We start from the raw sequence: 12,630 nt of genomic DNA, 5'->3' as shown, positions 1-12,630 counted from the left end.
CGGGCACGCAGTGATCGTCTCGCGCCGGACAGGTGACCGAACCGGCGAACATCCGTGGCGACTCCGGCCCGTTCGAGGCCGGAATCGATCGGTAAGGTGTTCGCATGACTACCGGGGTACGCCGCAGAATGGGAGTCGAGGAGCGGCGGCAGCAGTTGATCGGCGTCGCCCTCGAACTGTTCAGCCGCCGCTCGCCCGACGAGGTCTCCATCGACGAGATAGCGTCGGCCGCGGGCATCTCGCGGCCGCTGGTCTACCACTACTTTCCCGGCAAACTCAGCCTGTACGAGGCGGCGTTGAAGCGCGCCTCGGACGATCTGGCGGCCCGGTTCATGGAGCCGCACGAGGGTCCGCTGGGGGCGCGGCTGCTGCGCGTGATGGGCCGGTTCTTCGACTTCGTGGACGAGCACGGCCCCGGTTTCTCGGCCCTGATGCGGGGCGGTCCGGCGGTCGGCTCCTCGACGACGAACGCGCTCATCGACTCCGTACGGCAGGCGGCGTATGTCCAGATCCTTTCGCATCTGGGTGTGACGGATCCGCCCGCGCGACTGGAACTGGTCGTCCGCTCCTGGATCTCGCTCGCCGAGTCGACGGCCCTGATCTGGCTGGACGGCCGACGCATCCCGCGCGCCGAACTGGAGGCGCAGCTCGTCCACGACTTCGCCGCGCTGGCCGCCGTCAGCGCCGCCTACGACGAGGAGATGAGCGCCCTGCTGCGCCGCGTCCTCAAGGACGAGCCGGCCGACGGTCCCTTCACGGACCTCGCCGGCCGGCTCATGGCCCTGGCGTTCTGACGCCTGCCGGGCCCCCTGCTCCCGAGAACAGGCCCTAGCTGTCGAACTTCCGGTAGGACGGGTCCAGGTCGCGCACCTCCGCCGAGGCGTGCAGCGCCAGATCCTCCGCCGGCTTCACGTACTGCCGCAGCAACTCCAGCACCGCCTCGGTGAGCCGGGCCTTGGTCTCGTCGGTGCGGCCGGCGAGCAGCCCGATGTGGACGTGCACGACGGCGTGCCCCTCGGTGTCGGGGCCGACCGTGGTCTCCTCCGTCCTGCGGAACTGCGTCTTGCACGCCGGCGGCTTCGCCGCCGCGATGTCGACCACCGCGGTGTGCAGCGCCTTCGCGAACCCGGGCCGGTCGAAGCCGTCCGCGAGCCGCGCGGAGTAGTCGACGGTGATCTGCGGCATGAGCACTCCTGTTCTACGACGACGGGATCACCGTAGCTGGCGGAAGACCGCGACCGTACGGCCCGGCACGGCGAACGAACCGGTCCCGGCCTCGTACGACGCGGACGTCACCACCGGGTCCGCGCCCGTCGCCTGCACCGGGTGCAGCCCGTACCCGGTCCCGGCCAGTGCCGCGATCCGCTGCTCCTGCCGCTCGGGCGTCGCGTTGAACACGACGACCAGATCGCCCAGCTGCATGGTGATCACGCCGGGTGTCTCGTCCTTCCCGGACAGCGGGAAGGAGAGCCGGGACCGCACCTGCTCGGCCGTGCCGAGGGAGAAGTCCTTCTCCGTCGTACGGATCTTCAGCAGGTCCCGGTACGCGGCCGAGGCGCCCTCGATCTGCGCGCAGCCCACGCCCACCGTCTTCAGCAGCGGCTTGGCGTACGGCCACTTCGGCTTGTTGTCCGCCGCCATCGGCAGTCCGCGGCCGAAGCCGTTGCCGTCGGAGCAGTCCCAGTGGATGGCGTTGAACCAGTCGCCGCTGTCGTAGGAGTTGCGGTCCAGGGACTTCGAGCGCAGCAGGTCGGTGCCGGCCTGGGAGAGGGCCGGGCCCTGCGAGAGGGTGGCCGTCGCCATCGCCAGGACCTGCATCCGTGCCCGGTCGGCGGCGCTCGTCGAGGCGGGCAGTTTGAAGGCGAGCGCGTCGAACAGGGTCTCGTTGTCGTGCGCGTCGGCGTAGGCGAGGGCGTCGCCGGGCGCGTGGGCGTATCCGGCGGGAGCGCCGTTGTAGTCGACCTCGGAGCCCTTGACCTCCTTGCCGCTGGTGTCCGTGAAGGTGAACGACGCGAGGTTTCCGCTCAGGCCCACCTTGATCAGGTCCTGGTAGTGGAGCAGGCGGGCCCGCTGCTGGGCCGGAGTGCCGTTGTGCTCCGAGGAGTTGGGCTCGGTGTACAGCCCGCTCGCGAAGCCCTGCACGCCGGGGTCCTCGTCGAAGGGGCCGCCGCCGCGCACGGCGTCACGGGCCCGGTCGGAGAAGGTGGCGACGCCGGTGCCGGCCATGTTCTTCTGCGTGGCCTGCTCGAAGCGGGCGTCGTCGGCGACCTCGCCGAAGTTCCAGCCCTCGCCGTACAGGATGATCTTCTTGCCGTCGACGCCGTCCTTCTCCACGGTCAGTGCGTCGAGGGCCTTGCGGACCGCCAGGATGTTGGCCTTCGGGTGGTGGCCCATGAGGTCGAAGCGGAAGCCGTCGACCTTGTACTCCCTGGCCCAGGTGACGAGGGAGTCGACGACCAGCTTGCCCATCATGGCGTTCTCGGTGGCGGTGTTGGCGCAGCAGGTGCTGGTGGCCACCGAGCCGTCGGCGAGGAGCCGCTGGTAGTAGCCGGGCACGATCCGGTCCAGGACACTGGTGTCCGCCTGGCCGCTGGCCGCCGTGTGGTTGTAGACGACGTCCATGACGACCCTGAGGCCGTCCTCGTTGAGCGCCTTGACCATCTTCCGGAACTCGACGGTCCGCTCGGTGCCGTCCGGGTCGGTGGCGTAGGAGCCCTCGGGGACCGTGTAGTGGAAGGGGTCGTAGCCCCAGTTGTAGGCGTCCTTGGCGGCGGCCTTCGCCACGCACTCCTGCTGCCGCTCGGAGTCGGCAGGGAAGGAGGCCAGGTCGCAGTCGACGGTGGCCTGCTCGGCCTTCCGCTCGGGGATCGTGGCGATGTCGAACGCGGGCAGCAGATGGACGTACGACGTGCCCGCCTTCGCCAGCTCCCTCAGGTGCCTGCTGCCGTCGCTGTCCTTGTCGGTGAAGGCGAGGTAGGTGCCCGGGTGCCGCGCCGTGCGGTCCTCGACCGAGAAGTCCCGGATGTGCAGCTCCTGGATCTGGGCGTCCTTCAGCGGTACGGCCCTGGGCTTGCGGTAGCTCGACCAGCCGTCGGGCTGCAGCGCCCGGTCGCCGAGGTCGACGACGAGGCTGCGCTCGGAGTCGGCGGTGAGGGCGACCGAGTACGGGTCGGTGACCTTGTTGGTGACCACCTTGCGGGCGGCGGGCGCCCACACCTTCACGACGTACCGGTACGGCTTGTTCTTCCAGGACGCCGGGCCGGTGACGGACCAGACGCCGGTGGCGGCGTCGCGGTGCATCGGCCGGAGGGACCCGCCGAGCTCCAGGGACACGCTCTGGGCAGTGGGGGCCCAGACCGCGAGGGTGGGACGGCCCTTGGCGAAGGTCGGCCCGAGGTCGGCGGCCGTCGCGTCGTACAGGTCGTCGAGGACGCCCGCGATCTGCACGCCCGTCGCCGCGAGGACGGCTCCGTTGGCGGCCTGCTGCGAGGCGACGAGCTGTCCGCGCAGGGCCTCGCGGACCCGGTCGCGGTCGCGCGGGTCGACGGACCAGGCGGTGTAGTCCTTCAGATGCGGGAACTTCGCCTTCTGGGCGTCGGTGAGGGACGTCCTGTTCAGGCGCAGCCAGCGCTCGTCGGTGCTGGTCAGCACCCCGTCCTCGGCCTTGATCGAGCCGGTGCGGGAGGAGCGCAGCTGGGTGGAGGCGGCCGCGTCGGAGCCGTTCCAGGCGACGGTGTCCCGGTCGATCCAGACCGCCTTGGAGGTGGTCAGGTCGACGGCGGCCGCGGAGCCCGCTGGCTGCGGCAGCAGGTACTTCTCCTGCCCGTTCACCAGCCACACCTCGTGGCCGTCGGCCCTGAGGTCCAGCGACTGGTCGGCGGGCAGGTCCTTCTCGTCGCCCTTGTGGACGATGTAGCTGAGGCTGGTGGCACCCTCGGTGAGCGGCACCTCGAAGACCGCGCCATAGGAGTCAGTCTTCACCGGCTTCAGGGGGTTCGACCACTCGGTGGGGTGTGCGGCACCGGTCCAGACGTGCAGGCCCCAGCCGTCGTAGTCGCCGTCGGCACGGTGGTAGTGCAGGACGGCCTTGCTGGTGTCCTGCGCCGGGTACTCGGGCCGCTCGGTGCGGACCGTCTCCTTGCCCTGCTCGATCCAGACCTCGCCGGTCCGGGTGACGTCGATCGAGCGGTCGGCGGAGACGTCCTTGTTGCCCTCCTTGTCGATGACGAGGAAGCCGACGTTGGAGGCGCCGGGCTTGAGCTTGACGTAGGCGAAGGCGCCGTAGGCGTCGCGGCCGATGAACGGGTGGCTGTCGGGCCAGGTGGTGGACTCGCCGTCGGCGAGGTCGCCCCACGCGTACAGGCCCCAGTCGGCGTAGTTCCCGTCCTCCCGCTGGTAGTGGACGATCGCGTAGTCGCGGGAGGAGGCGGTGGGGATCTCCTCGGCGGGCGGGGTGCCGGTGGCGGAGGCCGCCGTGGCGCTCGCCGTGCGGCCCTCGAAGTCGACGACGACGGCCTTGTAGCGCAGGGCGGTACCGGCCGGTACGTCCTCGCCGATGGTGTGGGTGACCTTGTACGGGGCGTGGTCCGCGGAGCCGAGGACCCGCCACTTCCCCTCGCCGGTCTGGGCGGCGAAAACCACCCTGTTGAGCTGTCCGCCCTCGACGTCGGCCGTCAGCTCGACGGTGCCGGTCGCGCCGGGGGCCGGAGCCTTCAGGGTGAGGGAGGGCCTGGCGGCCGGGGCGGTGAGCTCGCCGGCCGCCTTGTAGACGACGGCGGATCCGGCCGGGACGGTGACGGTGACCTTCCGGTCGGCGTCCGACGTCACGTGGTGGTCGGTTCCGTATATGCCGTCGAAGCGCATGTCGGCGGAGCCGGTCGGGAAGGTGGCCGTCTTCGCCTCGCCGGCGTTGTTGAAGGCGACGAGGTACTCGGTGCCGGTGCGGGCGTCGGTGCGGGAGACGGCGTAGACGCCGGGACCGTCGGCGGCGTGGCGCTCGGTCTGGACGCCGTCGGCGAGGGCCGGGTGGGCCTTGCGGAGCTTGGCGAGAGCACTGATCTGCCGGTAGAGCGGCGCTCTCGTGTCGTAGGCCTCCGCGGCGTGGGTGCGGCCGGTGCCGAGCTGGTCGTCGTCGAGGTAGTCGGCGACCTTGGAGGCGAACATCGTCTGGCGGGCGTCCTTGTCGCCGCCCGCGCCGGTGAAGCCCTGCTCGTCGCCGTAGTAGACGACCGGGTTGCCGCGGCTGAGGAACATCAGCTCGTTGGCGAGGGAGGCCTTCTTCACCAGCGCGGCGTCGCTCGCGCCGGGGTTGTCCTGCTTGAGGAAGGTCCCGATGCGCCCCATGTCGTGGTTGCCGAGGAAGGTGACCTGCTCGTACGCGTTGGCCTTGTCGGTCGTGTACTTGTAGTCGTCGCCGAAGACCGAGGCCAGCTTCCGGGCGCTGCCGCCCTGGGAGGCGTACTGGCGGGCCGCCTCCTGGAAGGGGAAGTCGAGCGTGGAGTCGAGGCGCCCCCGCGTGACGTACGGGGAGGTGACGGAGGTGTCGGCCGAGTACACCTCGCCGAACATGAAGAAGTCGTCACGCCCCTGCCGGGCCGCGTACGCGTCGAGGGCGGTGGCCCACTGCGTCCAGAACTCCATGTTCACGTGCTTGACGGTGTCGATGCGGAACCCGTCGATGCCGAAGTCCCGCACCCACCGCTGGTAGATGCGCTCCATGCCCTCGACGACCTCGGGACGCTCGGTCCACAGGTCGTCGAGCCCGGAGAAGTCGCCGTACGTGGTGGACTCGCCGGCGTACGTCGAGTCGCCCCTGTTGTGGTACATCGCCGGGTCGTTGAGCCACGACGGGACCTTGAGCTTCTTCTTGGCGGCGGGGACGGCCGGCGTGCGCGGGAAGGAGTCGCGGTCGACGGCCGGGAAGTCCCGTGCGGCGTCCGCGTAGTCGGTGTCGTCGAAGGGCTCGCCGTCCTTGGTCAGGTACGGGAAGGCGCCCTTGGACAGGTAGTCGTAGGACTTCTCCTCGTAGTCGATGACGTCGGCGGTGTGGTTGGTGATGACGTCGAAGAAGACCTTCATGCCCTTGGCGTGGGCCTTGTCGATGAGGGTCTCGAGGTCCTCGTTGGTGCCGAAGTGCGGGTCGACCTGGGTGAAGTCGGTGATCCAGTAGCCGTGGTAGCCGGCTGAGGCGTTGGCCCCGGTGCCCTGCACGGGCTGGTTCTTGAAGATGGGGGCCATCCAGATGGCGGTGGTGCCCAGGCCCTTGATGTAGTCGAGCTTCCTGGTCAGGCCCTTGAGGTCGCCGCCCTGGTAGAAGCCCTTGTCGGTGGGGTCGTACCCGGTGCTGAGGCGGGAACCGGTCAGCCCGCCCCGGTCGTTGGCCGCGCTGCCGTTGGCGAAACGGTCCGGCAGGACGAAGTAGAACTGCTCTCGGGTCAGGTCGTGCCGGGCGGCCGCCTGGGCCAGTCGGGCGTCCGACGGGGGCGCGGGCGGTGCGTCGGCACGCGCGGCCGGCGGCTGGACGAGGGCGGCGGTGAGCGCGGCGCCGGTGACGGCTGCGACTCGTCTCGCTCGCCGGGTGCGGCGCCTCTCGGGCACCGGCCATCTCGGTATCACGGGCGGGAACTCCTTGCGATTGCGGCTCTTTGGGTCCGACCCCGCGCGACCGTATCGCTGCCGAAACCTTTACAGCAAGAGTCCTGAAAGCATGAGCAAGGGATTTCAAAAGCCCGGCCACCGGAGGGGTGGCCGGGCTTCTCGGGCGGTGGGGCGGCGGTTACCGCTTGACGGTGCAGGTGACCAGCGAGCGGGCCCTGGGGCTTTCCCCACTCACGAGCCGCTCACAGGGGACGGCCCCCAGGGCGTCGAGCAGTCGGCGGGAGGGCAGATTGGACTCCTCGGTGACGGCGACCAGATCGCCCGGCCACCACTCGACGACGGCCCGCAGCGCCTCACGCGCGTAGCCGCACCCCCAGTACTCGGGCAGCAACTGATACGCGACCGCGGTACGGCCCTGCCTCGCCCCCGGCTCCCCGAGCACCGCGCCGACGACCACCGGGTCCTCGGCGCGCACCACGCTCAGCGGCCCGGGCACGCCCACGCACCGCTGCCGGCGGGCGCGGGCGACGTCCTCAGGGACGGGTCCGCCGAGGTGACGGCGGACCTCCGGGCCGGTCGACAGGCGGCCGTGGGCCGGCACGTCCGCCGGCTCCACGGGCCGCAGCGTCAGCCGCTGTGTCGTGAGCGACACCGGCCCCTGGGCGAAGGGGAGCACGGCAGGCACGGCGAAGATCGTGCCACTGCCTGCCGTGGGGGGTCAGCAGCTCGACTTGCCCGCGTAGACCGCCAGGGCGGTGTTGCTGCCCAGGGTCGCCGTGAGCTGGCCCGAGGAGTTCACTGTCACCGGCCTGTTGCTCTGCACGTCGCAGTACGTGCCCGCCGGGAGCGACGTCTGGTAGGTGCGGGTCAGCGCACCCGGCTCGTGGTTGATGGCCACGAAGCCCTTGCTGCCCCTGCCGAAGGCGATGGCGTCGCCTCCGTTGTCCCACCAGTCGGTGACCGCCTGGCCCCGCGTGGCGTTGCGGAAGGCGACCATGGACTTGATCTCCGGCCAGGCGTGCTGGCACTTCCAGCCGCTCTGCCAGCAGGCGTCCACCCGGCCCCCGTTGGGCGGCCCGGCGTCGTGGTCGGTGAACTCGTAGCCGGAGTTGATGTCGGGGGCGCCGTACGGCCAGGCCAGCATGAAGACGTTGGCCAGGGTGTAGGAGGCGCCGTCCTTGTAGTTCAGGGTCGAGCCGTTGCGCTCGGTGTCGTGGTTGTCGACGAAGACACCGGAAACGCCGCTGCTCATGTAGCCCCAGCCCTCGCCGTAGTTCTTCAGGTAGGCGAGGTTCTCGTTGGTGAAGACCCGCTTGAGGTCGTAGGCGTAGCGGAACTCCTGGACGTCGCCGTTGCCCGTGTACTCGGTGGGCTGCACGGCCTCGCCCGCGCCGTAGATGACCTCCTGCTTCCAGTAGGCGGACGGGTTGCTCAGGCGGGACTTGATGTTCGCCAGGTCGGCGGCCGGCATGTGCTTGGCCGCGTCGATGCGGAAGCCGTCCACGCCGAGCGAGAGCAGGTCGTTCATGTAGCCGGCGATGGCCCTGCGGACGTAGTCCTCGCCGGTGTCGAGGTCGGCCAGGCCGACCAGTTCGCAGTTCTGGACGTTCCAGCGGTCCTGGTAGTTGGTGATCTGCGAGGTGCAGTTGTCGAAGTCGTAGGAGGAGTACAGGCCGGGGTAGGTGTACTTCGTGTACGACGAGCCGCCGGTGCCGGTGCCGCTGCCCGCCGACATGTGGTTGATGACCGTGTCCGCGACCACCTTCACACCGGCCGCGTGGCAGGTGTTCACCATGTTCTGGAAGGCCGCGCGGTCACCGAGGCGACCGGCGATCTTGTAGCTGACCGGCTGGTACGACGTCCACCACTGCGCGCCCTGTATGTGCTCGGCAGGCGGGGAGACCTGCACGTAGCCGTAACCGGCGGGACCGAGGGTCGTGGTGCACTCGCGGGCGACCGAGGCGAAGTTCCACTCGAAGAGGACGGCCGTGACGTCCTTGGTGCCGGGCGGGGAGGCCTGCACGGTAGTCGGGTTCATGACAACCGCAGCTGCGGCGAGGGCGACAGCGGCGGAGAGGGTTCTGCGTGCCATGTGGGGTTCCTTCTCCATCGAAGGTTCTTGCTGCAAGATTTCAGCAACCTTGCGGTGACGCAGATGGTAAAGGCCCGCCACCCGAAAGGGCAGCGGGCCGTACCAACTTCAATGAAAAAAGTTGCGGAGCCGACGAGGGGTCAGGCGGTCGTCCACCAGACCGTGGTGTCGGCGGGCACCTTCGCCTCGTCGTTCACCTCGGTCACCTCGCCACTGGCGAGCAGGACACGGCCGTACGCCGGCATCGCCACCGACTCGCCGGTGGTGTTCGCGACGCACACGAACTCCCCACGCCGGAAGGCCAGCACGCCCTCGGGCGCGCGCAGCCATTCGACCGCGTCGCCCGCGCCCAGGTCGGGCTGCTCCCGGCGCACGGCGAGCGCGGCCCGGTACAGCTCCAGGGTCGAGCCGGGCACACCGGTCTGCGCCTCGACGCTCAGCTCGCCCCAGCCCTCCGGCTGCGGCAGCCAGCTGCCGCCGCTGCCGAAGCCGTACGACGAGCCCTCACGCGTCCAGGGGATCGGCACGCGGCAGCCGTCGCGGAAGCCGTCCTGGCCGGCGCCCCGGAAGTAGGCCGGGTCCTGGCGCACCTCGTCGGGCAGGTCGACGACGTCCGGCAGGCCGAGCTCCTCGCCCTGGTAGATGTAGGCGGAGCCGGGCAGCGCCAGCATGAGCAGGGTCGCGGCGCGGGCCCTGCGCAGACCCAGTTCGCGCTGTCCGGCCAGGCGGATCTGGGTGCCGAGGCCGGGCGGGTTGGCGAACCGGGTGGCGTGCCGGGTCACGTCGTGGTTGGACAGGACCCAGGTGGCGGGGGCGCCGACCGGGCGCATGGCCTCCAGGGTGCGGTCGATGACCTCGCGCAGCTCGCCGGCGTCCCAGTGGGTGCTCAGGTACTGGAAGTTGAAGGCCTGGTGCAGCTCGTCCGGGCGGACGTAGTTGGCGGTGCGCTCGATGGTCGGGGTCCATGCCTCGGCGACGAAAATACGCTCTCCGGCGTACTCGTCGAGGATCAGGCGCCACTGCCGGTAGATCTCGTGCACGCCGTCCTGGTCGAAGAACGGCATGACATCGTTGCCCAGCAGCCTCACCTGGTCGTGGGAGCCGAGGTCGGGCAGGCCCTCCGCCTTCACCAGGCCGTGGGCGACGTCGATGCGGAAGCCGTCGACGCCCATGTCGAGCCAGAAGCGCAGGATGGAGCGGAACTCGTCGCCGACGGCCGGGTGGTTCCAGTTGAAGTCGGGCTGCTCGGGCGCGAACAGGTGCAGGTACCACTCGCCCGGGGTGCCGTCGGGTTCGGTGACCCGGGTCCAGGCCGGGCCGCCGAAGATGGACTCCCAGTCGTTGGGCGGGAGTTCGCCGTTCTTCCCCTTGCCGGGGCGGAAGTGGTAGCGCTCCCGCAGGGGGGAGCCGGGGCCCTCGGCGACCGCCCGCCGGAACCACTCGTGCTGGTCGGAGGAGTGGTTGGGCACGAGGTCGACGATGATGCGCAGACCCAGCTCGTGGGCGTCGCGGATCAGCGCGTCGGCGTCGAGCAGCGAGCCGAACATCGGGTCGACGGCCCGGTAGTCGGCGACGTCGTAGCCGGCGTCGGCCTGCGGGGAGGCGTAGAAGGGGCTGAGCCACACGGCGTCCACACCCAGGTCGCGCAGGTACGGCAGGCGGGTGCGGACACCGTCCAGATCGCCCATGCCGTCGCCGTTGCTGTCGGCGAAGCTGCGCGGATAGACCTGGTAGATCACCGCGTCCCGCCACCAGTCGCGGCGCTTGGTGACGGTGGCGACGGCCGAGTCGGTCGAAGGGGCGGGGGCCGGGGCGGCGGAGTGCTGCTGGCTCATGTCGTCCTTGAGGCGTAAACGGTGTGGGGTCATGGAGGCGTGGTCGGGCGGCTGGGTGACGAGGCGGCCGCGGTGACAGCGGGGTCGGATGGGCACCGCGGCCGCCACCCCGCGCGCCACAGCGCGCGGGAGTCCGCGTAGGAAGGGGGGTCAGCCCTTCGTGCCGCCGGCGGTGAGGCCGGTCACCAGGTTCTTCTGCACGAGGTAGAAGAACGCGGAGACGGGTATCGCGATCAGGACCGCGGTGGCGGCCATGAGGTTGCGCTGGGCGTCGTGCTCGCTCACGAAGCTCTGCAGGCCGACGGCGAGGGTGTACTTCTGGTCGTCCAGCATGAACGTCGTGGCGAAGGCGACCTCGCCGAACGCGGTGATGAAGCTGTAGAACGCGGCGACCGCCAGCCCGGGCTTGGCGAGCGGGAGGATCAGCCGCGCGAACGTGCCGAAGGGGGTCAGCCCGTCGACGCGTCCCGCCTCGTCGATCTCGAACGGGATGGTGTCGAAGTAGCCCTTGAGGAGCCAGGCGCAGTACGGCACCGCCGTCGAGCAGTAGACGAGGATGAGACCAAGGTAGCTGTCGATGAGCTGCAGCTCGGACAGGATCTGGTACATCGGCACCATCAGGACCGCGACCGGGAACATCTGGGTCACAAGGAGCACCCACATGAACTTCTTGTAGCCCGGGAAGCGCATGCGGGAGACCGCGTAGCCGGTGGTGGCGGCGACCAGAACGCCGATGACGGTGGTGCCGAGCGAGACGATCAGGGAGCTCTTCAGCCAGTCGAAGAAGCTCGTCTCCTGCAGCACGAAGGCGTAGTTGTCCAGCGTCATCCTGCCCCAGATGCGTCCGGGGTGGAGGTAGTCGTCCTTGTCCGGGCCGAGGGACAGGAAGACCAGCCAGGCGACCGGGAACAGCGCGATGACGCTGGCCAGGACCAGGATGCCGTGGGAGGTCAGGGACGCCAGGGGGCCGCGCTCGCCGCGGCCGCGCACCACGCGGGGCGGGGTGGGTGTGGCGGCGGGCCGGTCCGCCTGAGCAGCGGTCTGAACGGTGGTGGTGCTCATGGGAACTCCTGCCTCAGATCGCGAGCTGCTGCTCGTTGCGGTTCAGCCAGCGGCGGTAGAAGGAGGTGAAGACGATCAGGATGGCCAGCAGCAGCATGCCGTAGGCCGCGGACTCGGCGAACTCGCGCGGCTGCTGCCCGAAGCCCAGGAAGTACGCCCAGGTTACGAGGATGTCGGCCTCGGGGGCGGTGTTGCCGAACAGCAGGAAGATGACGGTGAACTGGTTGAAGGTCCAGATGACGCCGAGCAGGACCACGGTGGAGCTGACGGACCTCAGGCCCGGCAGGGTGACGTAGCGGAACCGCTGCCAGGCGTTGGCTCCGTCCATCTCGCTGGCCTCGTAGAGGGAGGCGTCGATGGACTGCAGCCCGCCGAGCAGCGAGATCATCATGAACGGCACACCGCACCAGGTGTTGACCATGATCGCTGCGAACCGCTGCCAGAAGGTGTCCTCCAGCCACGCCGGCGTCGGCAGGTGCAGGGCCTCCAGGCCGGAGTTGATGATGCCGGTGTCGGCGAGCATGAACCGCCACCCGAAGACGGTGACGAAGGTTGGCACGGCCCACGGCAGGATCAGGATCAGCCGGTAGAAGGTGCGGCCGCGCAGCTTCTGGTTGAGCAGCAGGGCGAGGCCGAGTCCGATGCCGTAGTGCAGGGCGACACAGGCCGCCGTCCAGACGATCGTCCAGATGAAGTGCGACCAGAAGCGGTCGTACGCCGTCGGGCCCCACAGGATGTCGGCGTAGTTGTCGAGGCCGATGAACTTGTACGTGGCAGCGATCTCGTTGACGCCGATGGTGCGGGCGCTGTTGAGGCTGTCGGCGTCGGTGAGCGTGAGGTAGAAGCCGTACGCCAGGGGGTACAGCACGATGACCCCGAGGACGACCGCCACCGGGGCGATCATCGCGTAGGCGTACCAGTTCTTCTGGTAGCTGTGCTTCAGGCGCCGGCCCAGCCCGGGCCGCGGGGCGCGGTCACCGCGGCGCTTGCCGGTCGCGCGGTCGATGGCGACTGTCATGGTTCGACAACCTTCTCGGAGTCCTG

8 protein-coding genes are annotated in these 12,630 nt (G+C 69.8%); 1 reads left to right on the top strand and 7 read right to left on the bottom strand.

Features of this window, described 5'->3' with window-relative positions; all coding sequences use genetic code 11:
- The first annotated feature begins 104 nt into the window (after positions 1-104).
- Entirely contained in the window at positions 105-794 is a 690-nt protein-coding gene (locus ACFPZJ_RS36655; protein ID WP_381030943.1) for a TetR/AcrR family transcriptional regulator, read from the top strand.
- A 34-nt stretch (positions 795-828) separates the two neighbouring features.
- Here the strand turns inward: ACFPZJ_RS36655 and ACFPZJ_RS36650 are convergent, their stop codons facing one another.
- The 7 genes from ACFPZJ_RS36650 to ACFPZJ_RS36620 form a co-directional block, all read right to left on the bottom strand.
- Positions 829-1,185 (bottom strand): 5-carboxymethyl-2-hydroxymuconate Delta-isomerase, encoded by a 357-nt coding sequence (locus ACFPZJ_RS36650; protein ID WP_381030941.1) that lies wholly within the window; start codon positions 1,183-1,185, stop codon positions 829-831.
- 27 nt (positions 1,186-1,212) lie between these two features.
- Positions 1,213-6,615, bottom strand: coding sequence for a pullulanase-type alpha-1,6-glucosidase (gene pulA / locus ACFPZJ_RS36645; RefSeq protein ID WP_381030939.1), 5,403 nt, complete (start codon positions 6,613-6,615; stop codon positions 1,213-1,215).
- Positions 6,616-6,775: 160 nt separating this feature from the next.
- A complete protein-coding gene (locus ACFPZJ_RS36640) occupies positions 6,776-7,282 on the bottom strand; it encodes a GNAT family N-acetyltransferase (protein ID WP_381030937.1) in 507 nt (168 codons plus the stop codon).
- Positions 7,283-7,315: 33 nt separating this feature from the next.
- Positions 7,316-8,689, bottom strand: a complete 1,374-nt coding sequence (locus ACFPZJ_RS36635) for an alpha-amylase (protein ID WP_381030935.1) — start codon at positions 8,687-8,689, stop codon at positions 7,316-7,318.
- 140 nt (positions 8,690-8,829) lie between these two features.
- Entirely contained in the window at positions 8,830-10,524 is a 1,695-nt protein-coding gene (locus tag ACFPZJ_RS36630; RefSeq protein ID WP_381030933.1) for a glycoside hydrolase family 13 protein, read from the bottom strand.
- A gap of 150 nt (positions 10,525-10,674) precedes the next feature.
- Entirely contained in the window at positions 10,675-11,586 is a 912-nt protein-coding gene (locus ACFPZJ_RS36625; RefSeq protein WP_381030931.1) for a sugar ABC transporter permease, read from the bottom strand.
- A 13-nt stretch (positions 11,587-11,599) separates the two neighbouring features.
- A complete protein-coding gene (locus ACFPZJ_RS36620) occupies positions 11,600-12,604 on the bottom strand; it encodes a carbohydrate ABC transporter permease (RefSeq protein WP_381030929.1) in 1,005 nt (334 codons plus the stop codon).
- Positions 12,605-12,630 lie beyond the last annotated feature (26 nt).

The sequence above is a fragment of the Streptomyces bullii genome (genome assembly GCF_042657145.1).
GTDB classification, from domain to species: Bacteria; Actinomycetota; Actinomycetes; order Streptomycetales; family Streptomycetaceae; genus Streptomyces; species Streptomyces bullii.
Note: the sequence above shows the minus strand (reverse complement) of the source record. Positions and strands in the feature narration are given on the sequence as shown.

Bases quoted from the DNA above. Each gene is read 5' to 3' on its own strand.
- ACFPZJ_RS36620 (WP_381030929.1), bottom strand. From the start codon at position 12,604: ATGACAGTCGCCATCGACCGCGCGACCGGCAAGCGCCGCGGTGACCGC.
- ACFPZJ_RS36650 (WP_381030941.1), bottom strand. From the start codon at position 1,185: ATGCCGCAGATCACCGTCGACTACTCCGCGCGGCTCGCGGACGGCTTC.
- ACFPZJ_RS36625 (WP_381030931.1), bottom strand. From the start codon at position 11,586: ATGAGCACCACCACCGTTCAGACCGCTGCTCAGGCGGACCGGCCCGCC.
- ACFPZJ_RS36630 (WP_381030933.1), bottom strand. From the start codon at position 10,524: ATGAGCCAGCAGCACTCCGCCGCCCCGGCCCCCGCCCCTTCGACCGAC.
- ACFPZJ_RS36655 (WP_381030943.1), top strand. From the start codon at position 105: ATGACTACCGGGGTACGCCGCAGAATGGGAGTCGAGGAGCGGCGGCAG.
- ACFPZJ_RS36635 (WP_381030935.1), bottom strand. From the start codon at position 8,689: ATGGCACGCAGAACCCTCTCCGCCGCTGTCGCCCTCGCCGCAGCTGCG.